General features: G+C 62.7%; 30 protein-coding genes and 1 tRNA gene. 3 read left to right on the top strand and 28 right to left on the bottom strand.

What is annotated here, in order from left to right; genetic code table 11:
• Positions 1–44: 44 nt before the first annotated feature.
• The gene (locus HBNXHr_RS11205; RefSeq protein WP_275882194.1) at positions 45–1,130 is read right to left on the bottom strand and encodes a hypothetical protein; all 1,086 of its coding nucleotides are present in this window, start codon (positions 1,128–1,130) and stop codon (positions 45–47) included.
• A 436-nt stretch (positions 1,131–1,566) separates the two neighbouring features.
• Positions 1,567–1,713 carry a hypothetical protein gene (locus tag HBNXHr_RS11210; RefSeq protein ID WP_275737295.1) on the bottom strand — a complete coding sequence of 49 codons (147 nt, stop codon included), beginning with the start codon at positions 1,711–1,713 and terminating at the stop codon, positions 1,567–1,569.
• Between the two features lie 194 nt (positions 1,714–1,907).
• On the opposite strand from HBNXHr_RS11210, the gene HBNXHr_RS11215 reads away from it, so the two are divergent.
• Entirely contained in the window at positions 1,908–2,060 is a 153-nt protein-coding gene (locus HBNXHr_RS11215; protein ID WP_275737296.1) for a hypothetical protein, read from the top strand.
• A gap of 391 nt (positions 2,061–2,451) precedes the next feature.
• Here the strand turns inward: HBNXHr_RS11215 and HBNXHr_RS11220 are convergent, their stop codons facing one another.
• From HBNXHr_RS11220 to HBNXHr_RS11255, 8 genes are all read right to left on the bottom strand, one after another.
• Entirely contained in the window at positions 2,452–2,934 is a 483-nt protein-coding gene (locus tag HBNXHr_RS11220) for a type IV pilin N-terminal domain-containing protein (protein WP_275882195.1), read from the bottom strand.
• Between the two features lie 384 nt (positions 2,935–3,318).
• Entirely contained in the window at positions 3,319–3,534 is a 216-nt protein-coding gene (locus tag HBNXHr_RS11225) for a hypothetical protein (RefSeq protein WP_275882196.1), read from the bottom strand.
• 723 nt (positions 3,535–4,257) lie between these two features.
• A tRNA-Pro gene (locus tag HBNXHr_RS11230) sits at positions 4,258–4,328 on the bottom strand.
• 52 nt (positions 4,329–4,380) lie between these two features.
• A complete protein-coding gene (locus HBNXHr_RS11235) occupies positions 4,381–5,268 on the bottom strand; it encodes an RNA-guided pseudouridylation complex pseudouridine synthase subunit Cbf5 (RefSeq protein ID WP_275882197.1) in 888 nt (295 codons plus the stop codon).
• A 1-nt stretch (position 5,269) separates the two neighbouring features.
• Positions 5,270–5,848 carry a (d)CMP kinase gene (gene cmk, locus HBNXHr_RS11240; RefSeq protein WP_275882198.1) on the bottom strand — a complete coding sequence of 193 codons (579 nt, stop codon included), beginning with the start codon at positions 5,846–5,848 and terminating at the stop codon, positions 5,270–5,272.
• 80 nt (positions 5,849–5,928) lie between these two features.
• Positions 5,929–6,816, bottom strand: coding sequence for a DUF106 domain-containing protein (locus HBNXHr_RS11245; RefSeq protein ID WP_275737303.1), 888 nt, complete (start codon positions 6,814–6,816; stop codon positions 5,929–5,931).
• A gap of 28 nt (positions 6,817–6,844) precedes the next feature.
• Positions 6,845–7,498, bottom strand: a complete 654-nt coding sequence (locus HBNXHr_RS11250) for an adenylate kinase (protein ID WP_275882199.1) — start codon at positions 7,496–7,498, stop codon at positions 6,845–6,847.
• 72 nt (positions 7,499–7,570) lie between these two features.
• Positions 7,571–9,592 carry an ATP-binding protein gene (locus HBNXHr_RS11255; protein ID WP_275882200.1) on the bottom strand — a complete coding sequence of 674 codons (2,022 nt, stop codon included), beginning with the start codon at positions 9,590–9,592 and terminating at the stop codon, positions 7,571–7,573.
• Positions 9,593–9,772: 180 nt separating this feature from the next.
• On the opposite strand from HBNXHr_RS11255, the gene hemE reads away from it, so the two are divergent.
• Positions 9,773–10,780: a uroporphyrinogen decarboxylase gene (gene hemE / locus HBNXHr_RS11260; RefSeq protein ID WP_275882201.1), complete on the top strand. Its 1,008-nt coding sequence runs from the start codon at positions 9,773–9,775 to the stop codon at positions 10,778–10,780.
• A gap of 36 nt (positions 10,781–10,816) precedes the next feature.
• Here the strand turns inward: hemE and HBNXHr_RS11265 are convergent, their stop codons facing one another.
• Positions 10,817–11,557 carry a hypothetical protein gene (locus HBNXHr_RS11265; RefSeq protein ID WP_275882202.1) on the bottom strand — a complete coding sequence of 247 codons (741 nt, stop codon included), beginning with the start codon at positions 11,555–11,557 and terminating at the stop codon, positions 10,817–10,819.
• A 122-nt stretch (positions 11,558–11,679) separates the two neighbouring features.
• On the opposite strand from HBNXHr_RS11265, the gene HBNXHr_RS11270 reads away from it, so the two are divergent.
• The gene (locus tag HBNXHr_RS11270; protein WP_275882203.1) at positions 11,680–12,798 is read left to right on the top strand and encodes a hypothetical protein; all 1,119 of its coding nucleotides are present in this window, start codon (positions 11,680–11,682) and stop codon (positions 12,796–12,798) included.
• 18 nt (positions 12,799–12,816) lie between these two features.
• Here the strand turns inward: HBNXHr_RS11270 and hemH are convergent, their stop codons facing one another.
• The 17 genes from hemH to HBNXHr_RS11355 all read right to left on the bottom strand — a co-directional run bounded on the left by hemH (position 12,817) and on the right by HBNXHr_RS11355 (position 22,987).
• Entirely contained in the window at positions 12,817–13,863 is a 1,047-nt protein-coding gene (gene hemH / locus HBNXHr_RS11275) for a ferrochelatase (RefSeq protein ID WP_275882204.1), read from the bottom strand.
• Positions 13,864–14,050: 187 nt separating this feature from the next.
• Positions 14,051–15,526: a preprotein translocase subunit SecY gene (secY, locus tag HBNXHr_RS11280; protein WP_275882205.1), complete on the bottom strand. Its 1,476-nt coding sequence runs from the start codon at positions 15,524–15,526 to the stop codon at positions 14,051–14,053.
• Between the two features lie 3 nt (positions 15,527–15,529).
• Entirely contained in the window at positions 15,530–16,015 is a 486-nt protein-coding gene (locus tag HBNXHr_RS11285; RefSeq protein WP_275737311.1) for an uL15m family ribosomal protein, read from the bottom strand.
• Entirely contained in the window at positions 16,015–16,479 is a 465-nt protein-coding gene (locus HBNXHr_RS11290) for a 50S ribosomal protein L30 (protein WP_275882206.1), read from the bottom strand. The genes HBNXHr_RS11285 and HBNXHr_RS11290 overlap by 1 nt, the downstream gene beginning before the upstream one ends.
• A complete protein-coding gene (locus HBNXHr_RS11295) occupies positions 16,479–17,111 on the bottom strand; it encodes a 30S ribosomal protein S5 (protein ID WP_275737313.1) in 633 nt (210 codons plus the stop codon). The genes HBNXHr_RS11290 and HBNXHr_RS11295 overlap by 1 nt, the downstream gene beginning before the upstream one ends.
• Positions 17,108–17,671 (bottom strand): 50S ribosomal protein L18, encoded by a 564-nt coding sequence (locus tag HBNXHr_RS11300; protein WP_275737314.1) that lies wholly within the window; start codon positions 17,669–17,671, stop codon positions 17,108–17,110. The genes HBNXHr_RS11295 and HBNXHr_RS11300 overlap by 4 nt, the downstream gene beginning before the upstream one ends.
• Positions 17,672–18,121 (bottom strand): 50S ribosomal protein L19e, encoded by a 450-nt coding sequence (locus tag HBNXHr_RS11305; protein ID WP_275882207.1) that lies wholly within the window; start codon positions 18,119–18,121, stop codon positions 17,672–17,674.
• Positions 18,114–19,109, bottom strand: a complete 996-nt coding sequence (locus HBNXHr_RS11310) for a 50S ribosomal protein L32e (protein ID WP_275882208.1) — start codon at positions 19,107–19,109, stop codon at positions 18,114–18,116. Before HBNXHr_RS11310 ends, HBNXHr_RS11305 begins: the two co-directional genes overlap by 8 nt.
• A complete protein-coding gene (locus HBNXHr_RS11315) occupies positions 19,109–19,645 on the bottom strand; it encodes a 50S ribosomal protein L6 (RefSeq protein ID WP_275882209.1) in 537 nt (178 codons plus the stop codon). The genes HBNXHr_RS11310 and HBNXHr_RS11315 overlap by 1 nt, the downstream gene beginning before the upstream one ends.
• 2 nt (positions 19,646–19,647) lie before the next feature.
• On the bottom strand, positions 19,648–20,040 hold the full coding sequence (locus HBNXHr_RS11320; protein WP_015790041.1) for a 30S ribosomal protein S8: 393 nt from the start codon (positions 20,038–20,040) through the stop codon (positions 19,648–19,650).
• A gap of 1 nt (position 20,041) precedes the next feature.
• The gene (locus HBNXHr_RS11325) at positions 20,042–20,236 is read right to left on the bottom strand and encodes a 30S ribosomal protein S14 (protein WP_275737318.1); all 195 of its coding nucleotides are present in this window, start codon (positions 20,234–20,236) and stop codon (positions 20,042–20,044) included.
• Positions 20,233–20,763 carry a 50S ribosomal protein L5 gene (locus HBNXHr_RS11330; protein WP_275737319.1) on the bottom strand — a complete coding sequence of 177 codons (531 nt, stop codon included), beginning with the start codon at positions 20,761–20,763 and terminating at the stop codon, positions 20,233–20,235. Before HBNXHr_RS11330 ends, HBNXHr_RS11325 begins: the two co-directional genes overlap by 4 nt.
• On the bottom strand, positions 20,760–21,602 hold the full coding sequence (locus tag HBNXHr_RS11335) for a 30S ribosomal protein S4e (protein ID WP_275882210.1): 843 nt from the start codon (positions 21,600–21,602) through the stop codon (positions 20,760–20,762). The genes HBNXHr_RS11330 and HBNXHr_RS11335 overlap by 4 nt, the downstream gene beginning before the upstream one ends.
• Complete coding sequence (gene rplX / locus HBNXHr_RS11340) at positions 21,599–21,958, bottom strand: 50S ribosomal protein L24 (protein ID WP_275737321.1); 360 nt, start codon at positions 21,956–21,958, stop codon at positions 21,599–21,601. Before rplX ends, HBNXHr_RS11335 begins: the two co-directional genes overlap by 4 nt.
• Before the next feature lie 2 nt (positions 21,959–21,960).
• Positions 21,961–22,359 carry a 50S ribosomal protein L14 gene (locus tag HBNXHr_RS11345; RefSeq protein ID WP_008526511.1) on the bottom strand — a complete coding sequence of 133 codons (399 nt, stop codon included), beginning with the start codon at positions 22,357–22,359 and terminating at the stop codon, positions 21,961–21,963.
• Positions 22,359–22,685 (bottom strand): 30S ribosomal protein S17, encoded by a 327-nt coding sequence (locus tag HBNXHr_RS11350; protein ID WP_275737322.1) that lies wholly within the window; start codon positions 22,683–22,685, stop codon positions 22,359–22,361. The genes HBNXHr_RS11345 and HBNXHr_RS11350 overlap by 1 nt, the downstream gene beginning before the upstream one ends.
• Positions 22,676–22,987: a ribonuclease P protein component 1 gene (locus HBNXHr_RS11355; RefSeq protein ID WP_275737323.1), complete on the bottom strand. Its 312-nt coding sequence runs from the start codon at positions 22,985–22,987 to the stop codon at positions 22,676–22,678. The genes HBNXHr_RS11350 and HBNXHr_RS11355 overlap by 10 nt, the downstream gene beginning before the upstream one ends.

Consider the following 22,987-nt stretch of genomic DNA (forward strand, 5'->3'; position numbering starts at 1 on the left):
TCCGGCAAGGATAGGTCCACACGGGGATACAGGCCCCACCCGAATCACTCCGGCGTGACGTCGAAAACGACCTCGAAGGCGACGGTCCGCTCCCCGTTCGTGGCCAGCCGAAGGTCGGCGTAGGCGTCGATCGATCGTTCGGCGAGATAGAGTTTCAACCCGCTCTTGCGCGTGACCGGCTCGAAGAGTGCCGCCTCGACTTCAGGCGGAAGGGTGGCCGGCGTAGCCGTAAACCGGACGACGACTCGACCATTGTCCGGCTCGCATGCGCAGTCGATCCGTCCACCCTCCTCGGTGACACTGCCAAGGGCTTCCAGCAGCAACGCGAGATCCTGCTCGACGGACTCGCCGGCCAGCACGTCGGGGCCCGCCTCAAGCGTGGCCACGGTGACGGCCGCGTCCACCGCAGCCAACCGGCTCGCCCGCTCGGTCACATTACAGACGTTGGCGACCGGCGAGGGGTGATCGATCCCGGCTGCCGGGCCGAGCCGATCGACGTGCTCGGCGACTGTTTCGATCGTGCGAACGCGATCAGCGACCGTCTCGATGTTGGCGCTGGCGGTGTCAAGCTCGACGGCGTCCCCGTCCACAGTACTCCGGAGTTCGTCCAGCGCGAAATTGATGACTGTGACCGAGTTGTTGACGTAATGGCGAAAGACAGTCGTCAACTCACTCCAGCGTTCGCGTTCGTCCTCCAAGGCCGTGAGTCGTGATTCGGCACGGGTCGCCTCCTCGGCGCGGGTGAGCGCTCGCGCCTCGAAGGCCCCGACCGCGGCCCCGAGAGCCGAACCCATGCCGAGGGAAACTTGCACGATGTGGAGCAGTTCCTCCGCCGTGACCTGTTCCTGGGCGAGCGGCTGGGTGATGACGAACACTGCCAGCAGCGTCACGGCACCGAAGGCAGTCAACACGAGGATGCGTCGGTTTCGGGCCGGGGAAAACGACTGGTCGGACAGCCAGTACCCGACGTACACCAGCCCGATACCCCCACCGCCGGCGACGGCGAGGTTGCTCGCGATGTGGAGGGTCGGGACGGTGTTGATCTCGTGGGTGAGAAAGTGGACCACGGCGAAGCTAACGAGACCCGCACCGCCGACTGCGAGGACGGCCGCTACCTGTCTCGTTTGCATTATCACTGAATGGTTCGTCCCGGCCAACAAAAAGACACACCACGGTTTTCTACCGGACTGGACTCTGTATCGGACGCTTCCAGCTCCCGTACTCCATCTCAGAGGCGTTCGTACCCGTAGTAAGTCCCGGTCGTGATGTCGTTCGCCACGGGGCCGATGCTGAGGGTATCAACCGGTATCCCCCAAGGCAACGAGGACGGTGAGCAGCACCATCAGCGTCCGATACGGAGGGGTTTGATGAGACCGCGCGACAGCCGCTGCTGTGGGGACCGCGTGACGATACCGGCCGCTAGCCGCTTGCGTCGGTCGAAGACACCCATGGCCCCGACATCAAAGCGGAGCCAACCGAAATGTTATGCAGAAGGCGTTCGCGTTGGGAAAGCCTGGCCGACGGAATCGGTCGCCGTTCCTCGCGCGACAGGAAGGCCGGTGGCCGTTACCGCGTCCGCTCGGACGGGTTCGCCAACATGCGACCGCCACAGACCGCACAGGCGACCGGGCGGCGGTCGGCTGTTGTTTCCCACCCGCATTTCGCACACTGGAACGTGTACGCCGGCTCCGCGGCATCGTCGTCAGTTCCCATTGTCCTCCTGTGTCTCTCTCGCGATGGAAACCGATTTCGGAAATTATTGCTGGGATACCGCCGGGGCCCGACACCTTGATCCGTGACTGTGGCTGGATTGATCCGCAAGAGCAGTCACGTTCCAGTCGTCCATTTATAAACCGCGAAATATATCGAGGGAAACGCTATACTGGGTTCGTCCCCTACCTCTCCCCATGGACAGTGAGCGTGAAGAGTCGATCACGCCAGCGGGCAAGAAATCGGCCGTCACCGTGGAAGATCACCTCCGGAACGCACTCAACGCGACTGAGGACGAAAACGTCGAGTACCACATCCACACCGCGCTGGAGATGCTGACTGGCGATTGAGCGAGGGAGTAGATCGGTATCTGGAAGGGTGTGTGGGGGCGCTTCCACCGGAGACAGGAGGCCGGTCGTGGGTCGGGGCGACGATCCCGGGAGGTGATTGTGGGGGCCCCGCCGGTGTCGCATGCTCGGTCCCCGATCGTCCAGCGGGTGGTGGTTTTGGTTTCGTATCTGGCGAAAACGATGGCTATCGCCGTGGCACCACGACGCGATACTGGACGCCCACAGCGAGTGAGTGCTCGCCCGGAGTGCAACGCACGATGGCCGCCCGTCGACAGCGTCTATGGGTCGAAATGTGAACGCACGCGGCACAAACTATCGAGATGTTCACATATGGCAAAAGTACGCAGTTAGGAGCGTGTGAAAGGAGGGGGGTTGGGGGTGCCGCGCTGGGTCACTTCGGTGTGGTACTCTTGACGATGTGCCGTTCGCCAGTGTCCGGGTTCTCCCACACGAGATGGATCGTCGTGCCACTGAATTCGTTGGTGACGTTACCAGGACCCGCGTAGCCGCTTGCGGAGATCCGGATCTTCGCGCCGGGCTTCAGTTCGCTCTGAAGGGAGCTCCCGGTCGACGTCTTGAAGTCAGCCAACGCATACTCGGTCCCACCGATATCGACGACGAACTCGGAAACTGTGATCGCGGCACCGCCGTCATGCACCAGGGAGATTCGATCTTCCGTAATGGATCCGGGGGACGTGGTGTCCTGGGAATACATTTCCCAGTAGGTCTTGGGCGGACTATTCGAGTCCGCCCCCATGTTCAGCACGAACAGCCCGATGACCACAGCGAGAATGACGGTGATCCCCATCACGAGGACGACCTCAACTGACGATAGATCGCGATCTTCGCCCAAGAATAATTTTTTCAGTGTCATGAACACACTATATAGGACCCGGGAGTATATAATATAGATCAATCGTTCTCACCCAGTGAACACCGGTTTTAGACGGTTTACTGCCTACTCTCTCCGAACATCCCCTCAAATATCGAATATATAGTCGGCCCGCGCCAAATTCGATCGCTGATTGCGCAAGGAGGGGCTGGCGGCCGTTCGTGCTGGTTCCGTCGCTCGTCGGCTGCCTGGGATATCACTGCGCGCCGTCGGCCCGCTCGCTTGATACGATATTTCGACTTTCGATGGCCAGATACGCAAATTAGTACGCTAATCTCGGAGCGTAGTATCTGGGGCTTCACTGAACGGCTCACAACCGCGATAAGCGCTTGTCGAACCGTTCAAGACAGTTGAACAGACTACCGCTTATCTTTCCTGAAGGCCTTCGAAAAAGAGCGAGAGTATCCAGTAGCCTGTTCCAAGTGTAACGATCACACCGATAATACCGATCAGGTAATCCCCTACCAGAAGTTCCCTTGCCATCCCAATAGCAAATATACCAACTATTCCGAGAAGCAGTCCTAAGAGCCCACGGTGAAGTGATGACGCTAATTGGTCAGTCTTGGATTCTGGGGAGGGCATGTCAGTGTAAAATACTACACACGACTTGTTGAGCATTTCGGTGCTTGGTCAAAGCTTCAATGGGCAATACGCAGACCTCCAGAACGGGTATCTCACTACACAGGGGGCTAAATCAAGTCGCTCGCTCCGGGCGCTCCGCTCCCGATGGTCGCTCCGCTTCGATCGCCGTGCTCGTACGATCTCCGCCTTCCGGGTTCTCCTCGCTCAGTCCGGCTTGCCGGTCCGGGCTGCCTGGCTCGACTTGAGGTTCGATCGGGGCCGCTCCGCTTGCGCGTCGAGCAAGTAGGGGCTGCCGGCTCGCTACGCCTGCGGCTGCCGCGACAAAATATCGCTATGGTAGGCTTTCCATTTTCTTGTTAGCGTACGCGCTCGCTTCGCGAGCGCGTTTCACTGCGAGCGAGCCGAAGGCTCGCGAGCAGATGTTTTTGGTCCAGCTTTTTGCAAGGAGGGGTGCCGACAGGCACCCCTCCGCAGTAAAAAGGTGGTTGTAGTGGGGCCACCGACAACTCGCTTCGCTCGTTGTCGAGCACTCAGTTTTCGTCGCTCGCGTTGCTCGCTCCGAAAACTGAGAACGCCGAGATTCGAACGAAGGAAGACGGTCCTGCGCTCGTCGTTTGGTCTCACTCCGTTCGACCTCACGACGAGTCGCGGGCTGCGACTTCCAGGCTCGAATCTCGCCGGATCCAGCAATTGCTGCTCACGTATTTGTTCGCAGCAAATGGATGGGGCCGCCGAGATTCGAACTCGGGTCCGACGCACCCCATGCGCCGAGGATACCGCTACCCTACGGTCCCGTGATTCGAAGAATGACTGAGCCGGAGTTAAGGCCTTCGTTTCGTCGCGGAGTTAGACGAGCACGCGTTCCAGTTCGACAACGGTCCCCTCGTCGGCGTCCGGGTCCCCCGCGAGGGTCCCCAGACACACCGCAGCGCCGTTGGGAATGTAGCAGGCGACGAGCGGTTCGGCGGCGGGATCGAGGCCGTCGTCGGCGTCGATGACGCCCGGCGCGTAGACGGGGGCACCCTCCGCCACGGATTCCGCGGCACTCGGGGCAATCGTGACCGACGGGAGATCAACCAGCGCGCGTTCGGCGGGCTGGACCACCTCCCGTAGTGGGTCGGGGTCGTCGTCCTCGCGCCACCACGCCAGGGCGTCGACGAAGTCGTGCATCGTCACCAGATCGCTATCGTCGAAGGGGTCGGTCGCCGTCCGGCGGAGATCGCCCATGTGCGCGCCGGTGCCCAGCGCCAGCCCCATGTCGTGACAGAGTTTCCGGATGTAGGTGCCACTCTCACACCGGATCGAGATGAGTGCGCGGCGATCCTCGGCTTCGAGGACGTCCAGGCTGTGGATCTTCCGGGAGCGCAGCCGACGGACGACGGCGCTTTTCTTCGGCGGTTTCTGGTAGAGTTCGCCCTCGAACTCGTCGGCGACGGCTTCGAGGGTGGCGGGGTCGGCCAGTCGTTCGTGGAGTTCGAGCACGGCGATGTACGCCTTGTCGCTATCGTCGAAGACCTGGGCCATGCGGGTGGCGTCGCCGAGCAACATCGGGAGACAGCCGGTGACTTTTGGGTCGAGCGTCCCGGCGTGGGCCGCCCGCTCGACGGTCGCAAGATCGCGCACCCAGGCGGCGACCTGGTGGGCAGAAGGACCGGGGGGCTTATCGAGGTTCAACACGCCGAAAGATAGGAGTTCGGCCGGCGATCGGTCCGCGGGTGGCCCTCGGAGTGTCATATTAGAAATCGTACTCGATGCCTTCGATGGGGGCTTTGCCCTCGTCGCCGTTGGCTTCGTAGGACTCGACGGCGTGGAGCACGACGCTCAACATCCCCTGGGGGCTCCATCGGGCGGTGTTGATCGCCAGGTCGTAGATGGAGAGGTCCTCGATGTCGATGTCGTAATACTCCCGATAGCGGTGGGCTTCACTTTCGGCGCGTTCACGAGTTTCAGTACGGGCCTGTTCGACCGGTTTGTTCTCCCGTTGGGAGATCCGTTCGGCACGAACGTCGAGTGGGGCATCGAGCCAGAGTTTGAGATCGGCGTACTCGCCGGCCATCCAGCCGGCAAGTCGGGATTCGAGCACCATATCTTCCCGATCGCGGGCGACATCTCGGAGTCGCCGATCCAGATCGCGATCGATCTCGTCGTCCTCTTCGGCCTGCTTGTTGAGTTCCAGCGGCGTCATGCCGCGTTCCTCGGCGAGCGAGCGGAAAATGTCGCCACCGCTGACGTGATCGTGGTCCAGTGCGTCAGCGAGGCTCACGGCGAGCGTACTCTTTCCGCTCCCGGCCGGCCCGGAGACGGTGATCAACATACCTGACGTGGGACAGTGAAGCTAAAAGAGGTTGCGTCTCGCCGGCGAGAAAGACCGAACTGTCCGGGTGGCCCTGGCAATCACGTCGGCGATGTCTGGACGTTCAGGGCCTTGCGGATGATCTGGGTGAAACTGAGCGAGCAGATGAAATACCAGAACAGCCACGCCGGCCACGGACCGAGCGTCCCGGCACCCCAGCTCTCTTTCGCGCCGAAGAAGGGCATGACGATGGCGATCCCGTCGACCGAGAGCTTCGGAACCTGCCAGTACATCCACAGGAACACCGGGATTGTCAGCAGCATGATCCAGACCATCGGGCGGAACTGCTTGGTAAACGCCCCCAACTGATCGCTCATCATCTCCATCTGTTCCTGCTGGATGCGATCGAGTTCCTCCTGATCGTCGCGCTCTTTGGCAGCCTCACGGCGCTCTTTGAGCTCCTCCATCTTTTCCTGGTGCTGGCTCATCCCGCTCATGTCCATGAGGTTGTCCTGCAACAGCGTCGACCACAGTCCCGTTAGCGTCGCCAGTACCAGAATTGTGAGATAGAACATCCCCTCGCCGCCGAGTACCGTTATGAGGTTCCCAAGCAGGAGGTCGAGCGTCCCGCCGACCACGTTCCGGACTGACGTCAGCGAGTAACCCAGAAACAGGGCGATGACGCCGACACCTGCGAGTTTGTCCCAGGTCGACCACCCGCCATCGTCGTCATCACTGTCGGGGTCAGCTGCTGCAAGGGCGTCGTGGACGCCGTCGGGGTCGTCGATGACGAATCCGTCACCGTCGGCGTCGACGAGTAAGCCGGTCTCGATGAGGCGGCCCCACTGGCCGCTGGTCAACTCGTCACTAACGTCACCCCACGCAACGGTTCCCTGCTCTTCGGCTGTTGCCAGCACCGTCTCGATCGCTGCCTCCATGCTGGCGTCTTCGGCCACGAGCCGATCTATCTTCTCGCCTGTACGTGCCATTATATTCCCTCTTTGGACTGGGGGTAAATCAACGTTTTAGTTCGTCTTCGACAGCGGCCTCGAGGTCAGCCCAGACGGCATCGAGGGACTGTTCGCCGTCGATCTCGACGAACGCCTCGCGGTCGCTGTAGTAGTCGATGACGGGTTCGGTGTTCTCGGCGAAGACCTCCAGTCGATTTCGAACGGCGTCTTCCTGATCGTCCTCCCGTTGGATCAACTCGCCGCCACAGTCGTCACAGACACCCGCATTTTCGGGCTGATCGAACTCGACGTGGTAGTTCTCGCCACAGTCCGAACAGACCCGGCGACCGGTGAGCCGATCGACGAGTGCCGACTCACTGACTGACAGCGAGGCGATCACGTCCAGGTCGGTCATCGATTCGAGTTCCTCGGCCTGCTCGAGGTTGCGGGGATACCCGTCCAGCACGAACCCGTCAGCGCTGGTCAACGCTTCCTCGACGATAGCGGTGACGACCTCGTCGGGGACGAGTTCGCCTCGGTCCATGTACTCGCCGGGCGTGTCGTACGCCAGGCCGAGGTCGGAGATGTCCATCTCCTTGTTCGACCGAAGCGCGTCACCGGTCGTGACATGTTCGACGTCGAACGCGGAGACGAGGTTTGAACTCTGCGTACCCTTGCCTGCGCCTGGTGGCCCCAGGAGCAAAATCTTCGGATTGCGCATAGTCGCCGGTTTGCGACGGGTGGTTAACTAAGTGACGTTCTCTCGCCACCCCGCGTCGATCAACGGCCGTCACTACGCGCTGTCGAGTTCGTGGACCGTCACGTCCTCGAAGCGGGCTTCGGTCGTCAGGTCCTCAGAGTGGCTACAGACGGCAAGCCCCACGTAGTAGGGGGCGTCGAGTTCGATCGGCAACTGATCGAGTGGTTGCCACTCCTTGCCGTCCGTCGAGAACGATAACGTCACACCCCGCTCGTCCACCACGAGCTGATACCACTGGAAGGCATCGTAGGGCTCCTCGTACTGGGTACTCTCGGCGTTGGCGCCGGTACTGGTCCGCCAGAGCGTCTCGCTTCCGTAGTCACGGGTCGCCCCGATAAACGCGAGGGCATCGTCGTGGCCCAGCCCGTCACGGACCATCAGGCCGGCTTTGCTGTACTCGTGGACCCCCTCGAGGTCAGCCAGGCGGCCCTGGATGCGAACGGGCTCGGACGTCCTCGCGTGGACGAAATGGAACTCGTCGATATCCTGCCAGATATCCCGACCGTCGCCGACGACGGTCCAGACATCGGTTGGAGCATCGTACTCCGCCTTCCCGGGAAGGGAGACATCCCCGATGTCCTCGTTGGTCGTGAGCGAGATGGATGCGCCCGGCGTTGTCGTCGACGGTTCGATGATCGGACAGTCGGTGATCTCGAAGCGTGCACCACCCGCCTCGCTCTCGGTGACGTCCAACTCCCATCCCTGCTGTGCGACTGTCTCACTGACGATCGTGAGACCAGTCCCGCTCCCCTCCTCGGCCGTGGTGTAGCCCTCTTCGAAGATACGGTCGCGCTCCTCGGACGGGATGCCGGGGCCGTCATCAGCCACGAAGAACCCACGCCCCATCGTGCCGACCCGAACGGTCACCTCGGGACCGGCGTGATCGACAGCGTTTTTCAGCAGGTTTTCGACGAGCGGCCGGACGGTCTCGGTCTCGGCGACCACTTCTGTGCCGTCGGCCATGTCGATTTCGACCGTCGCCGAGTCCGGACTGTCGAGTTGCCAGACACTCTCGACGAGCGAGGGGAGTTCGGTCGTCGAGACACCGATGTCGAGTGCGTCGAGCACTTCCTCGGAGAAGGAGCTGTTGTCTCGATCGCCCCGCGAGAGCGAGCTCAGGTCGTCGATGATCTCACCGACGCGATCGGTAGCACGCTCGATCCGGTCGAGGGCTTCGGTCTCGCCCTCGCGGGCACGTTCCAGGGCGCCGACGATGATCTGCAGCGGGGTCCGAAGATCGTGTGAGACGTAACTCGCAAACTTGTCGAACCGGCGGCGCTCTTCCTCGAACCGTTTCTTGTACTGCATCCGTTTGGTGACGTCCTTGGCGTACCCAACCAGGCCGACGATCTCGCCGTTTTCCCGCCACGGGATCTTCGTCGACTCCGACCAGTAATCCCCCCCGGTCCCACTGAACTTTTCTAGCTTGTCGCGGATCGGCTCCCCCGTCTCGACAACGCGAACATCGTCGGCAAGCGCCGCCTCGGAAACCTCTCGCTGGTTGAAGATTTCCGGATCGGTCTTTCCCCTCGCCTCCTCCGGGTCGACCGTATACGGCACGTCGGCAAATCGGACATACCGTCCGTGGGTGTCCTTGGCGAACATCGACATCTTGCCTTCCGCGAGCAACGTCCGGAGAATGCTGCTGTTTGCTGCCTCGTTACGACGTCGCTCGTAGGTAGCGAGCGCGTCCTCGACTGTCTCACGAAGGGCGTCCTCACCGACCTCGATCGGGGTAAGTCGACAGCCACAGCGTTGGCTGACTGCAGCGGCAAGGGACTCATCGATGCCAGCGTAGACGACGATCGGCAAAACATCGTCGACGGCCCGTACAGCGTCGTAGAGTTCGACAAACGTCGACGCCTCGGCATCGAGTGCAAGGACGCAGCCGGCATCATCGCGAGCCGCAAGCGTCGACTCGATCTCGGATAGTCCATCCACCTTGACGACATCGTCCACACCCGCCCCAGCGAGTGCTGATCGGGCAGCATCGAGTTCGGTAGATGATCCACCCACGGTCAGCACCGTCGTCGGATCTGTAAGGAGACAACTCATCCGGTCTTGACGGACGGCTACGCAATGCAAGTAAATAATACCCCGGGCTTTTTGTTATCCGGCGTGGCGATCGGCGGCGGGCCACTGCCAATCGTCCGAAAGCGGTATTCAGGACGAGCCGGTTGCCCCGTGAAACGACGAGGGAATGCTTAACCACGCACGCGATCAAATGCCCTGACGATGAACGATCTACTCCGCCGGGCGGCTCGCGGGGAGCGCACCGAGCGACCCCCGGTCTGGCTGATGCGACAGGCCGGTCGCCACCTCCCCGAGTATCGGGAGGTTCGTAAAGAATACGACTTCCTCGAAGCGGTCACCACACCGGAGATTGCCGCCAAGATTACACTCCAGCCATGGGATCGATACCGTCCCGACGGGGTGGTGATGTTCTCGGACATCCTGACGATCCTCGAACCACTCGGGTTCGACTATCACATCGAATCGGGGACGGGTCCGGTCGTCGAATCACCCATCACCGACCCGGCTGACGTCCCGGAAACCTACGACGTGATCGAATCGACGCTTTCGTACGTCGGCGAGTTGCTCGACCGGCTCGATACGCGGGTCGGCAACGAAACCGGACTTATCGGCTTTGCCGGCGGTCCATTCACCCTCGCGTCATACGCCATTGCCGGCCATCCGACCCGGAATCACTATCCAGTCCGGCAGTTCAAGGCTCGTCATCCCGAGGCCTTCGCGGACCTTCTCTCGGTGTTTGCCGACGCCGTTCGGGAGTTTCTCCAGTACCAAATCGACCACGGCGCGGACGTCGTCCAGCTGTTTGACACCTACGCCGGCGTGTTGCCACCGGCGGCCTATCAGGCGTTCATCCAACCGCTTCATCGCGAGATCCTGACAGACATCGATGCCCCGACAATCCTCTTTGTCCGAAACATGGGCGGCCGTCTCGACCAGCTGGCGGCGACGGGCGCGGATGTGGTCAGCCTCGACTGGACGGTCGAGATGGCAACTGCTCGCGAACAGTTGGGAGATCGTCCTGTGCAGGGAAACCTCGATCCGTCCGTCCTCTTCGCCGGTCCGGAAACCGTCCGCGAGCGAACGCGTGAGGTGATCGAAGCGGCCGGGGATCAGGGCCACATTCTCAATCTCGGCCACGGCGTCCACCAGGACACACCGATCGAGAGCGTCGAGGCGTTCGTCGAGACGGCCAAATCGATCGAGCGGTAAGTCCGTTCAGACGGACAGAACGAATCGTGAGTCCTACTAGGGGATTCGATCCACCGCCGATCGTAAATCCGCCGGTTCCGACCACGGAAAACAACGGCCATGGAGTTCGAACAACCGGAACTCGTTCAGGTGAACCCAGCTGTAGGACGCAACGTCCGAGTCACGTTGTTCGATGCTGTCGTTGATCTCATCAAGTGAGATAGCAATTCCGTTCGATCGAGCGTTTTCGACGACCGTTTCTAGTTCCGCTTGCACGCCATCATCGTCGAGGTCGGCGTTACCGGCAATCCGGTTAGCTGCCGCAAATGCGTCCGTCTTTGTTTCCAGTCGACGGTCGGTCATCCAGGCGTAGTCACGCGGGAACACGTAGGTATCCTCGAAGAACGGCGTCTCGCTGATCTTTCCGAGTTCAGTCACCTCGCCGCCGGCGTCCTGTTCGTAGACAGCTGCGATGGCATCGGCATAGGAGGCGATGATGTAAAACCGAATACGGAACACCGGCAGTCGTTCACTATCGATCTCACGCAAATCACCGAGAACAAACGCGTACGAACCGATTCGCTTGTTCAATTCGTTTTCGATCAAACGAAGCCGACGGATATACGGCGATCGAAAGCTGCCAAGAACGAGATACGAGGTTTCGGGCGTCTGCAGATGCGGAACTTCCTCGTTGGCGAACCCGAGGATTGCAGCCGTCTCCTCGGGTTCGAGTTCGATCCCATGGAGTGCCTCGTCGATGTGAGATTTGAGCTCGGCGACATCCGGCGGGGCTGGCATCGATAACGTGTTCCTGTGACTATCATAAAGGCTCTTCGATTAGTTTGGTGTATGCCTGAATTACCAAACTAGTTCACCCAAACCATTAACTGTCAGCTGGGGCTACTAGCAAACGAGAAGAGATGAGTGACGCCACGAGGACGAACGCGAATGCTCCGTTCGAGGAACAGCGGGAGATGTACGAATTACTCTCCCAGGAGACGCGCCACCTCGTGTTGCAGTACGTCCTCGCACATCCCGATCATCTGCCGTCGCTGGCCGAACTCGCGTATCTGATACCGAAGAACAAGGCCGCGATCCGCGATCAAATCCATCGGTTGTGTGAGGAGGAGATCCTCTCGCGATACGACCACCCACCCAACGAGGATTCGCGCGATCTGCCCTCGCAATTCTACGGGCTGACGACAGAGGGCGTCGAGATCCTCGAACAGTACAACTATCTCCGTGGACTGGGGATGGCCCGGGCGCTGTACGACAATACACGCCTTTCCGAAAGGGCTCGGCGACACCGAGATGCACCGCGACCGGAGTTGCCCGAAGCTGTCGACCAGGCACTCCGAATCGACTCCACTGGGAAGTCCGGGGATTTCGAGCGACTGGAAGCGTACATCCGGGATCGGAACGCCCGTATGCCCAGCGTTGACGATCAGGTCGAGGTCGCGACGGCCCTTGCCCGGGACGATATTGGACCGGATCACGACGGGATCAAACGGGCCGGTATCGTCGAGCAGTTCGATATCGATCTGGATTTCCAACCGAATACGGTTCTGAAAAACCTCCTCGACATCGACATTCTGGAGGAACAGCGACCGCCTGGTCCGGACATTTTTGCGATCAGCGAACGGAAAGACGAGATTGTCAACGGGAACGTAACAGGGGAGGCGAAAGAAAGCCTCGAGGCACTCATCGAGCACATCGACGACGAACTTCACGGCGTCGAACTCGACGACGGGGCAGCGGAGTGGTCTGGTCGTGACACGGACTCGAGTGCACCGTCTGTAGCTCTCGCCGACGGCGCAGGACGGACTGTCCGAAGTATCCTCGCCACCACGTTCAACATCGACCCCGAACGCGTCGTCGAACACCTCCGTTCCGGCAATCCGGTGGAACGACTTAACACGGCCGTCGAGGCCATCGAAAGCTCGGAAGCAGTAACGAAGTCCGAAGAGTACGGACGCATCGTCTTCGTTTATCCGACCTATCGATATCGACTCAGTCAAACGGCCATGGAGCTACTGTAAGCACTACAGTTGAACTCGTCAGGAATCTAGTGGCGCGTTCAGACACATCGTTCCCGGTTCGTCCCGACACTGACACTGCCGAAGCTGGTAGACCGCAGGATCGAAATCAGCGATAAATGGTTCGACGAGATCCTCCAGCACGCCGACGAACCGCTCGTCATCGTGCGGGATGGGGACACGGTGGAACTCCAAGCCCGCCTCCTCGGCTTCCTCCCGCAATTCCACGTCGAGTTCCGAGAGCGTCTCGCTCTGTTCGTGCATGAAGCTGATCGGCTCGACGACGACACGCTCGGCATCGGCCGTTTCGATGACGTCTTCGATCTCGGGTTCGGTCCACGGGATGCCCCGATTCTCGTGGTTCTGATAGCCGAGTTCGTACTCGTCGATCCCGAGCAGCCCCGCAACGGTCTCGACGTATTCGGTGACGTAGATGTCGTAGCGACTGCCCTCTTCGAGATAGTGCTGTGGTGTGCCGTGGGCCGAGAACACGAGGGCCGTGTCGGGATCAGTCAGGTCGACGCCCCGCTCCTCGGCCAAGGCCTCAATCCGATCGGCTCGCAGGCGTGGATAGTCAGGATGGCGATGCCACCCCGACAGTTCCTGGAGCGCGGCGAAGTCGCGCTCGTCGGCGGCCGCACGGAGTTCCTCGAGAGCGTCGACGGTCGTCGAGGGACCACACAGCGGATAGATCGGGAGCCCGATGATCCGGTCGTGGCCGTCGGCGATGGCACTGTCGAGCGCCTCGTCGATGAACGGCTCGGTGAACTGCATCCCGATGTAGGTCTCGACCTCGCGGCCACGCTCGCGGAGTCGATCTTCCAGGGCCTGGGCCTGCTTGCGGGCCTGTTCGTTCAGCGGCGACCCGCCGATGGCCTCGTACTCCTCGATAAGCGGGCCGGCCCGGCGCTCGGCCAGTTCGCGGGAGCGCTCGCGTGCCTCGGCCTCGGTCGTATCGCCCTCGATCTCTCGGTTGTTGAAGAAGATGCGTTCGAGATACGAGACGACAGCCTCGCGTTCCGGCGTCGCTGGTTCGCCGAAGTTCAACAGCAGGATTCCGGTCGACATGATCCGTCCTAAGCGCTGGATCGGAAAAGAGGTTTGCCTGCCGGCGGATCGATCGAGTAACACTCGCCGTCCGCGAACGAAGTGAGCGTCTCGAATGCGAGCGGTCGAACCGCGAGTCGTCGGCCTTTTTTGGTGCAGATTTTTGCGCCGAGAGGTGCGCGTTGGGCACCCGAGGCGGAAAAAGGTGCTAGCCGAACATCTGGCGCATCATGGGATGCATCTCCATGAGTTGCTCCTCGGCGATCTCCTCGTAGAGCTTGTAGGTGATACTCACCGTCAGCAGCAGGCCCGTCCCAGTGACGCCACCAACGGTACCCAGCATGTTTGCCATCACGGCGAGCAGGCCGACCAGGGCCCCGCCGATGACCGTCACCTGTGGGATGTAGCGGCCGAGCACCTTCTCGAGGACGCCGGGGCTCTGGCGGAACCCGGGGATCTGCATCCCGGAGTTCTGGATCTGCTGGGCCGTGGCTTCAGGCCCCATGTCGGTGGTTTCGACCCAGAAGACAGCGAAGATAGCGCCGCCGATGATCATGAACGTCAGGTCGACGCCGATCCGGATCAGGATCTGCCAGACGTCCTGGGTGATCTGACCCCCGAAGACGAACCATGCCCATTCCTGGGGACTCTGGATCGGGGCAAGGTAGTAAAACAGCCCGCTCACCGCCTGCCCGTTTTCGTAAGCCCCCAGCCAGGCAGGCAAGCCACCGAGCTGGGAGTTGAGCAGTCGACCCATGAACTGGATGTTCATCTGCAGCGCCCGGACGAGGATCATCGGCAGGACGCTCGCATAGATGAGCTTCACCGGGAATCGACCACGTGCGCCCTTCACCCGAGCGTGGCTGAGTGGGATCTCGACGCGAACGGACTCGGCGTAGACGACGATCACGAAGATCGAAACCGTCGTGAGAATGGCGATGAGCCCGATGTAGTTCTGTCCACTCGTATGGAACAGCAGTTGACCCATCCCTCGAGCTGTCAGCGGTGACGGGATGTCGACGATCCCAAAGATCGCACCGGTCCAGTAGGGAATGAAGCCCCAGTTCCCGGAGATCTGTGGGATACTGATGAGGCCGCCGACGAGACTCTGACTGACGCCGGCGACGATGAACAGCCCGATCCCGCTGCCGACGCCCCATTTGCTGATCACCTCGTCCATGTAGAGGATGAGGACACCGCCGACGGCGATCTGGGCGAACATGAGCCACTTTACCGCCCCAGTGGGCAGTCCCATGACGGATTCGGCCGGCAGGAATTCCGCGGCAAACACCATCGGAAAGCCCGTCAGGACGATCATCACGAGCACCAGCACCTTCTGGAGGCCCTGATACAGGATCTGATCGCGCGGATTGTTCTGGGTGTCCAGCCCGAGCAGATCGGCACCGCCAAGCAGTTGCAGAACGATGCTCGCCGTGACGATCGGCCCGATCCCCAGTTGCATGATCGAGCCCTGCTGGGTGGCAAGGATCGATGAGAACCGACCGAACGCACTCGATCCCCCGGTGCCACTGAGCCCGTAGAGGTTGATATTTCTCAGGAAGAAAAACAGGACCAGCACGCCGGCCGTCCAGCCCAGCTTCCGCTTGAAGGGGACGTGGCCCTCGGGGCGGGCGACCGACGGCATCCGCGTGAGTAGTGGTTCGGCGGTGTCCTTCCAGCTCATGTGTTACTCTGAGTCGGCGTCGGCGTCCTCTTTATCCTGTCGCTGTTCGCCGCGGTCGCTCAGCTCCGTGGTGCCGCCCGCGGCTTCGATCTTCTCGCGTGCCGCATCGGAGAAAGCGTCGGCGACGATGGTCAACTCGTTGCGGACCTGTCCGCCACCGAGCACCTTCACGACATCGACCTCGTAGCCGTCCTCGACGACGTCACGGGCGTCGATCTCGTAGCCGCCATCGGTCTCCTCGGCGACCCCGTCGGCAGCCAGCAAGGCCGCATCCTCGTCGAGCGTCTTGACCTCGACCGTCGAAACGTCGTCCTGGGCCTTCTCCGGTCGCGTGAACCCGCTCTTGCCGATCGGCGGGTAGTTGTGCATCTCGTGTTTATCACGACCGGCCGCTCCGCGACCGCCGCGATGACCGGCACCGCGCCGGTTCTTGTGCGTGCCACCGCCGTGCGTTCGCGAGCCGCGCTGGCGTTTGCTCTTGTCTGTCATTATCGCATCGCCTCCAGCAGTGCGTCGATCTCTTCGGTCGAGTGATCGCCGAGTTGGCCACCCTCTTTGGTGGGGTGTTTGATGCCGTCGTGACCCTTCCGGGGCGGATGCAGACGTAGCGTCGGCGAGAGACCGGCTTCCTGCAGCGTCGTCTCCTCGTCTACGAGCGCCTCGGCAAGCGCCGAGACGTCGTCGTAGTTGGTGTTCCAGCCGACCCAATCGTCGTCTACGTCTTCGCCGCCCTCGGCGGGTTCGGCCCGGCTTTCGAGGAGCAATTCGACCGTCTCCACGGACGGTTCGCCGTGGGCGACCACGTCGTGAACCTTCGTGATCATGCCACGGTAGGCGTCGGTCTCGGGCACGAACGTCGCGTGGTTGACGCGGCCGAGGTTGAGCATCTCTAAGGTGTCGACGACGTCGCCGCTGACGTCGACCTCGCCGCGAAGCTGGACGAGCGCTTCCATCACTCGATCACCTCGCGCTCCTCGAAGGCCCGCTCGGGGACGCGTGCCTCGGCCGTGTTCCGCAGGGCGTTGAACGTCGCCTTCGCGAAGTTGACCGTCGTGCGCGTGTTCCCGCTACTGCGCGTCCAGATGTCCTCGATGCCGGCGAGTTCGAGGACGTGCCGGACGGTCTCTCCGCCCGCCAGCCCCAGACCGCGCGGGGCGGGCTGGAGTTCGACCTCGACGCTGCCGGCCTTGCCCGTGGCGCGGAGCGCGACCGTGTGGGGTCGACCGCAGCCACACTCCCACGAGCCACACCCGCGGGAGACGTCGATGAGGTTCAGCTTGGCGACCTCGATGGCCTTCTGGATCGCGCCGCCGACCTGGTCGTCACGCCCCTCGGCGTAGCCGACGAGGCCGTCGCGGTTGCCCACGACGACGACACACCGGAACTTCACCCGGCGGCCAGAGTCGGTCATGCGCTGGACCATGTTGATGTCCAGTACTTCGTCTTCGAGCCCGGGGACGAGCTGGTCGACGATCTCCGGTTCCTTCAGTGGCAGCCCGGCGTTCAGCGCGTCGCCCATCGAGTCGATCTCGCCGTCGGCGACCTGCTGGCCGAGCCGCGTTCGTGGTTCCCATCCGTCGCTCATAGTTCGATGTCACCTTCGAGTAGCGTCTCCCGCAGCTCTGTGAAGTGTGCGGGCAATTCTGTCGCGTCGAAATCCCTGCTGTAGAGATCCTCGTCGAGGGTCTCGGCGTACTCGGCGATGTGTTCGCCGCTGGTCCGTTCCCAGTCGGCGAGCACGTCGTCGTTGTGGGGGATCTCCAGGCCCGCGTCGATCGCGCCCTCCTGGATCGCGAATACTTTACTTCCTGGCGTCGGCGTGTTGAGTCCGATGTCCAGCACGGCCTCATCGTAGCCGTCCTCGATCGCCCGAAGCCCGGCGAGCAGGCCGGTGAGGTACGCGGCGGGCAGGTTGCCCGTCGGCGCCTCCCAGCCGTACTCGGCGAGGTCGTTCGATTCGGCGGCTGCAACTGTCTCGTCGCCGTTCGGCCCGGTCGTCACCAGCTGCGCCCTGGCCTGGCTGTTCGAGAGCCGCGCAACGAGGCGGGGCTTGCCGGATTTCAGCAGGCGCAACCGCTGATGGTAGTCCGTCCGGGATTCGCGGCGCCGACGCATCGGCACCTTGTATCGTGGTCCTGTCGCCATTCACTGATCACCGTATTGGTCGTCGATAAATCGATCCAGGTCACCGACGTCGTCGAATTCGCCGCCACTGGCCTGGTCGTACAGTTCGCGATACTCCGTCGGCGAGAGGTCGCCGGAATCACGGAGTTCGCGCAGGCGCTCGCGCTGTGCACGGATGCGCGACACCCAGTCGTCCTTCTCGTTCTGTCGGGCACCCGCGGCACCCTTCCGGGAGCCGTGTCCCTTCTGGTGGCCGTAGGCGCGTTTCTCGGCGCGCTCTCTGGCCTGGCTGCGGGAATTGCCCTGCGTTTCCTTCTCGCGGACGAGACCCTGATCGATCAGGTCGCGAACGTCCTCGCGCGTGATCGCGTCGGCTATCTCGCCCTGGGCCTCGGGGTCGAACCAGACGCGGTTCTTCCCGATGTCGAGCACGTCAGCCGCAAGTCGCTTCTGTGCGCTCAGATCAGTCATCGTTCACCTCGACTTCGACGTAGGTGGGGTTGAGGACACGAATGCCCTCGCTCTCGGCTTGTTCCTCGATGCGCTCGCGTTTGCGCGCACCGACTTTCGAGGCGATCCGCACTGCCTGACTGTCGCCGTCCACGCCCTCGAGATCGTCGACGTTGTGGACGCGGACTTCCTCGAACCCGGACGGGTGGAGCCCGCGAATCGCGTTCGGGGTCCGGAATCCAGCCTCGACGGTGTCGCCCTTGCCCTTGATGCCGCGGCGCTGCTTCGAGAGGCCGCCCCGCGGGCGTCGCCAGGATGTCGAGACACGCTTTTTCTTGTGGTGGTCCTGCCGGTTGAACTGCGGCTTGCCCTCGCGTCGACGCTGGACGAGCAAGCGTGCTTCCTCGTCGCTCAACTCGGGCGTCTTTGCGGCGTGACCGCGTGCCTGCAGTTCGGTCTCGACTTCTTCCTCGGTTTCGGCCGCTTCGCCGGCTTCCTCGACCTCGGCCGTCTCGGCTGCCGAAACGTCGAGTTCGCCGACGTCTGCCTGAATCCGGGCGGCGAGGGCGTTACCGATGCCCTCGACCTCGGTCAGATCGGACTGCTCGGCACGGGCGACGTCCTCGACCGTCTCGAAGCCGGCGTCGCGAAGGTTCTCGGCCGTCCCCTCGCCGACGCCGCTGATGTCCGTCAGGCCCTCGTAGGACGAGGCGTCGTCCTCGTCTGTGTCGGCAGCGTCGTCGGAGGCGTCAGTATCTGCACCGTCAGCCGACGCCTCACTCTCTTCGACGTCGGCGTCTTCGACGTCTTCGTCGACCTCGACGTCGCCGACGTCAGCCTTGATGCGGGCGGCCAGCGCGTTGCCGATGCCCGTCACCTCAGTGAGAGCATCCTCGTCAGCTTCACGCAGGTCGTCGATCGTCTCGAAGCCGCTTTCCCGCAGGGCTCCGGCCGTCTCGTCGCCGATACCGCTGACCTCGTTCAGTTCCGTTGGTTCCTCGTCGGCCATCAGGCCTCACCTCGATTCGGCTTTTCCGTGATGTAGACGCCGTCCTGGAACACCCGGACGTCCTTGCCCGGGACACGGGTGAGTTGCTCGATGTCGGCCGCCGTCTGGCCGACGTCCTCGATACTTGGCCCGCGCAGCGTGAGCAGCTCCTCGTCGATCTCGACCTCGGTGTCCCCGTGGATCGGGGTCGTCCGCGGCGCTCGCTCGCCGAGGAAGTTCTCGATGACGATCTCTTCGCCCTCGGCACGCACCTGCATCGGGAAGTGAGAGTAGAAGACTTCCATCTCGTACTCCCAGCCCTCGGTGACGCCGTGGAACATGTTCTGCACGTGGCTCTCGAAGGTCCCGATCGTCGACATCGTCTTCGCATCGTCCTCGTCGGACTCGATGACGACGGCGTCGTCGGTCACCTCGACGGTGATGTCCGGATACCACAACCGGCGCGTGACGCTGCCTTCGGGCCCTTCGACGGTGAGCTCGAGATGGTCCATCTCGGCGCTCGCGTCTTCCGGTAGCTGTAGTTCTGTTCGTGGCATTGTCAGTAGACGTACGCGATCACCTGGCCACCGACGCCCGCCTCGCGGGCCTCGTAGTGGCTCATGATGCCGTGGCTGGTCGTGACGACGAGCGTCCCGTAGTCACGGGCGGGGAGGAACCGCTTCTCCCACTGCTCGAACTCGTCGGCTCCCACTGAATAGCGGGGCTTGACCGAGCCACATTCGTTGATCGCACCGCTCAATTCGACCTCGAACCGACCGGCCTTGCCGTCTTCAACGCGCTCGAAGCCGTCGATGTAGCCGCGATCGTACAGCACTTCGAGGACGCTGCCGGTCTCGTTCGAGGCGGGCTCGACTGTGTGTGTCAGCTGACCGACGCTCTCGGCGTTGTCGAGCCCCGAGAGCGCGGCGCTGAGTGGATCGTTACCCGTCATGTTATCGATACTTCCTGAATCCCATGTCGCGGGAGATCTCCCGGAAACACTGCCGGCAGAGCCAGATGTCGTACTTGCCGATCAGGCCCTGCTCGCGTCCGCATCGCTGGCAGGCTTCGAGCTGGCCGGTCCGCTTTGCGGCCTGCTCGCCGGTCGCTTCCGCGCCCGCGTCGTTGTCTGTCTCACTCTCGCTCATGCGCTCACCTCCACGTCGAAGGTCGACTCGACGAACGCGATGGCGTCCGCGGGGTCGAGTCGATGGTTCGAAGGGATCGACCGGGAGGCCTTATCGCGCTTGGTCACGCGATAGCCCGGCCGCGTCAGGTTCACCGTCACGTCCAGCCCGTAGATCCCGATCGTCGGGTCGTACTCCTGGCTGGGGAAGTCGGTGTGTTCCTCGACGCCGAAGCTGAAGTTGCCGGTCTCGTCGAACTGATCCGCGTCGAGGTCGACCAGCGCAAGCGCCGTCTCGAGGAACTCCTCGGCGGCGTCGTCACGAAGCGTGACTTTCGTCCCGACCGGATCGCCCTGCCGGATCTCGAACTCGCCGACCGTCGCCTTCGCGGTCGTCCGCACCGGCTGTTGGCCGACGATCTCCTCTAGGATCTCCTCGGCGTCGGCGAGTTCCTGGCCACCCTGGCCGATACCCATGTGGACGACGACCTTCTCGACGGAAGGCTCACGCATGTCGTGGAAGTCAGCGTCACGACTCTCGGAGCTCATTCGTCGTCACCTCCGTCAGCTTCTTCGTCAGTCTCGTCGTCGGCCTCCGCAGCCTCGTCGTCTGCTTCGGCCGCGTCGTCTTCGTCCGCCTCATCCGCAGCTTCGTCAGCCTCGTCGGCTTCCTCGGCCTCCACGCCCTCGTCATCTGCAACGAAGTTCTCGTCGATGACGACGACGTACTCCTCGATCGTCTCGATGATCGAGCCGTCCTCACGTTCGATGCGGACGTTGTTCTCGGCGCTGCCGGGCGTGACCTGGATCTCCTCGATCGTCCCGATCTCGCCGGCGTGCTGACCGTCGACGGCCGTCACGAGTGCGCCCTCTTCGTATTCGAAGTGGGCGATGATCTCCTCGCTGTCGTTCTCGACGACGACCGAGTCGTTGCCCTCGTAGGGCGCGTCCTCGGAGACCAGCAGCGACTCGCCGTCGTGCAGCGTCAGCTGGAGGTCCCCGCCGGGGACGAACTGCTTTTGGACGATTTTCCCGAGCTTCGACTGGGCGGAATCCTCGTCGATCGGCGTCAGCGCGAGGCGACCGCCCTCGCCGGGGAACACGCGGTAGAACTCCTCGCGTTCCGTGAAGGCGAGGATGTCGAACATCCCCACCGGGCGGGTCTCGTCGCTTTCGGGGTCGCCGTTGATCAGGACCTGGTCCTGATCGAGCGCGAAGCGAGCCTCCTTGCGGCTGTCGACGTAGCCCAGGACGTCCCGAAGGACGATCAGCAGGGGCACGCCGGCCTCGCCGTGGGGGCCGGCGTCGGCCTTCACGGTGAAGGTCTCGGTCTTGCGCTCGATCGGCCAGCTGTTCGGTACCGAGAGTCGTTTCTGGTGGTTACTCATTGGCTATCCTCCGATTCGAGTCGTTGCTCGCGCACGTCGTCGGAGAGATCGAGGTCGATCACGCGGACGTTGCTCGCCTCGAGTCGCCGGGGCACTTCCTCGCCGTCGGCGGTCTCGAGGGTGACGTCCTCGACGCTGATCGTCGCGTCCCGGAGATCCACGTCGAGCACTTCGCCCTCCTCGCCGGCGAAGTCCCCGCGCATAACCTCGACCGTATCGCCCGCGTTGACGCGGACGCGGCGCTGTCCGTACTCCTCGCGGAGATCCTCGGTCAGCGTCGCGTGCACCTGATCGTGTCGCTCGTGCAGCGGCGCGTTCTCCGTCTGCGTGCGCTGTTTGGATGGTTGTTCACTCATGTCTAGACGATCATCGTTGCGGCCGAGGCGATGGAGCCGAAGCGTTCGGCCACCTCGCGGGCGATCGGCCCGCGGAGTTCGGTGCCCCGGGGATCCTCGTTCTCGTCGACGATGACGGCCGCGTTGTCCTCGAACTTCACGCGCGTGCCGTCGGGTCGTCGGATCGGCTTGCGCTGGCGGACGACGACCGCCTCCAGCACCTGCCGTCGCATCTCCGGGGTGCCCTTGGTCACCGAAACGGTGATCTTGTCGCCCAGGCCCGCCTTCGGGTGGCGGTTCTTCGTGCCCGAGTAGCCGGCGACGCTGATTACCTTGAGTTCACGCGCGCCGGAGTTGTCGGCACACGTGACCAGCGAGCCCTTCTCGAGGCCCTGGGTGACGTCTGCGTTGAGGGCTTCCATCAGTCCGCACCTCCGTGTTTCGCGACCACTGCGTGGGATTTCGTCTTCGACAGTGGTCGGGTCTCTGCGATCGTGACCGTGTCGCCTTCCTCGACGTCCATGCACGGGGGTGCATGGGCCGGAATCCGGCTCCGCCGTTTCATGAGGCGGTCGTATTTCGGGACGGTTACGTCGTACTCTCGCTCGACGACGACGGTCTTCTGCATGTCGGTGGACGCGACTGTGCCTTCGAGCGTCTGCCCGCGCACCGAAAGGGTGCCGTGGAACGGGCAGTTCTCGTCGTCGCAGGTCGCGTCCGGTTGCTGTACGTTCAGTCCTAGCGCCATGTTGAGTCACCTCTGCGTTCGGTCCGTCTGGCCGGCGGGGCCACGAGTCGGTTGCCGTCGACAGTGACGACCAGCTCGCCGTCCGTGGCGGCCGGATCGTCACTCGACAACGTGAACTCGACGGTCGCCGTCGCCTTCGGGACCTGCCACGTCCGACCCCCTCGCTCGATCGACAGCGTCTTGGCCGTCTCGTCGACGACTGTGCCGTCGATCCCGACCAGGTCCGCGTTGGTCGCGGCGCTCACGCGGGCAGGTAGCCCGATGAGTTCGTGCCGCGCAAGGGTGTCGGGGGTGAGTGGCAT

The sequence above is a fragment of the Halorhabdus sp. BNX81 genome, from assembly GCF_029229925.1.
GTDB lineage: Archaea > Halobacteriota > Halobacteria > Halobacteriales > Haloarculaceae > Halorhabdus.

Bases quoted from the DNA above. Each gene is read 5' to 3' on its own strand.
- HBNXHr_RS11205 (WP_275882194.1), bottom strand. From the start codon at position 1,130: ATGCAAACGAGACAGGTAGCGGCCGTCCTCGCAGTCGGCGGTGCGGGT.
- HBNXHr_RS11210 (WP_275737295.1), bottom strand. From the start codon at position 1,713: ATGGGAACTGACGACGATGCCGCGGAGCCGGCGTACACGTTCCAGTGT.
- HBNXHr_RS11215 (WP_275737296.1), top strand. From the start codon at position 1,908: ATGGACAGTGAGCGTGAAGAGTCGATCACGCCAGCGGGCAAGAAATCG.
- HBNXHr_RS11220 (WP_275882195.1), bottom strand. From the start codon at position 2,934: ATGACACTGAAAAAATTATTCTTGGGCGAAGATCGCGATCTATCGTCA.
- HBNXHr_RS11225 (WP_275882196.1), bottom strand. From the start codon at position 3,534: ATGCCCTCCCCAGAATCCAAGACTGACCAATTAGCGTCATCACTTCAC.
- HBNXHr_RS11235 (WP_275882197.1), bottom strand. From the start codon at position 5,268: ATGACACTCCGAGGGCCACCCGCGGACCGATCGCCGGCCGAACTCCTA.
- cmk (WP_275882198.1), bottom strand. From the start codon at position 5,848: ATGTTGATCACCGTCTCCGGGCCGGCCGGGAGCGGAAAGAGTACGCTC.
- HBNXHr_RS11245 (WP_275737303.1), bottom strand. From the start codon at position 6,816: ATGGCACGTACAGGCGAGAAGATAGATCGGCTCGTGGCCGAAGACGCC.
- HBNXHr_RS11250 (WP_275882199.1), bottom strand. From the start codon at position 7,498: ATGCGCAATCCGAAGATTTTGCTCCTGGGGCCACCAGGCGCAGGCAAG.
- HBNXHr_RS11255 (WP_275882200.1), bottom strand. From the start codon at position 9,592: ATGAGTTGTCTCCTTACAGATCCGACGACGGTGCTGACCGTGGGTGGA.
- hemE (WP_275882201.1), top strand. From the start codon at position 9,773: ATGAACGATCTACTCCGCCGGGCGGCTCGCGGGGAGCGCACCGAGCGA.
- HBNXHr_RS11265 (WP_275882202.1), bottom strand. From the start codon at position 11,557: ATGCCAGCCCCGCCGGATGTCGCCGAGCTCAAATCTCACATCGACGAG.
- HBNXHr_RS11270 (WP_275882203.1), top strand. From the start codon at position 11,680: ATGAGTGACGCCACGAGGACGAACGCGAATGCTCCGTTCGAGGAACAG.
- hemH (WP_275882204.1), bottom strand. From the start codon at position 13,863: ATGTCGACCGGAATCCTGCTGTTGAACTTCGGCGAACCAGCGACGCCG.
- secY (WP_275882205.1), bottom strand. From the start codon at position 15,526: ATGAGCTGGAAGGACACCGCCGAACCACTACTCACGCGGATGCCGTCG.
- HBNXHr_RS11285 (WP_275737311.1), bottom strand. From the start codon at position 16,015: ATGACAGACAAGAGCAAACGCCAGCGCGGCTCGCGAACGCACGGCGGT.
- HBNXHr_RS11290 (WP_275882206.1), bottom strand. From the start codon at position 16,479: ATGGAAGCGCTCGTCCAGCTTCGCGGCGAGGTCGACGTCAGCGGCGAC.
- HBNXHr_RS11295 (WP_275737313.1), bottom strand. From the start codon at position 17,111: ATGAGCGACGGATGGGAACCACGAACGCGGCTCGGCCAGCAGGTCGCC.
- HBNXHr_RS11300 (WP_275737314.1), bottom strand. From the start codon at position 17,671: ATGGCGACAGGACCACGATACAAGGTGCCGATGCGTCGGCGCCGCGAA.
- HBNXHr_RS11305 (WP_275882207.1), bottom strand. From the start codon at position 18,121: ATGACTGATCTGAGCGCACAGAAGCGACTTGCGGCTGACGTGCTCGAC.
- HBNXHr_RS11310 (WP_275882208.1), bottom strand. From the start codon at position 19,109: ATGGCCGACGAGGAACCAACGGAACTGAACGAGGTCAGCGGTATCGGC.
- HBNXHr_RS11315 (WP_275882209.1), bottom strand. From the start codon at position 19,645: ATGCCACGAACAGAACTACAGCTACCGGAAGACGCGAGCGCCGAGATG.
- HBNXHr_RS11320 (WP_015790041.1), bottom strand. From the start codon at position 20,040: ATGACGGGTAACGATCCACTCAGCGCCGCGCTCTCGGGGCTCGACAAC.
- HBNXHr_RS11325 (WP_275737318.1), bottom strand. From the start codon at position 20,236: ATGAGCGAGAGTGAGACAGACAACGACGCGGGCGCGGAAGCGACCGGC.
- HBNXHr_RS11330 (WP_275737319.1), bottom strand. From the start codon at position 20,763: ATGAGCTCCGAGAGTCGTGACGCTGACTTCCACGACATGCGTGAGCCT.
- HBNXHr_RS11335 (WP_275882210.1), bottom strand. From the start codon at position 21,602: ATGAGTAACCACCAGAAACGACTCTCGGTACCGAACAGCTGGCCGATC.
- rplX (WP_275737321.1), bottom strand. From the start codon at position 21,958: ATGAGTGAACAACCATCCAAACAGCGCACGCAGACGGAGAACGCGCCG.
- HBNXHr_RS11345 (WP_008526511.1), bottom strand. From the start codon at position 22,359: ATGGAAGCCCTCAACGCAGACGTCACCCAGGGCCTCGAGAAGGGCTCG.
- HBNXHr_RS11350 (WP_275737322.1), bottom strand. From the start codon at position 22,685: ATGGCGCTAGGACTGAACGTACAGCAACCGGACGCGACCTGCGACGAC.
- HBNXHr_RS11355 (WP_275737323.1), bottom strand. From the start codon at position 22,987: ATGCCACTCACCCCCGACACCCTTGCGCGGCACGAACTCATCGGGCTA.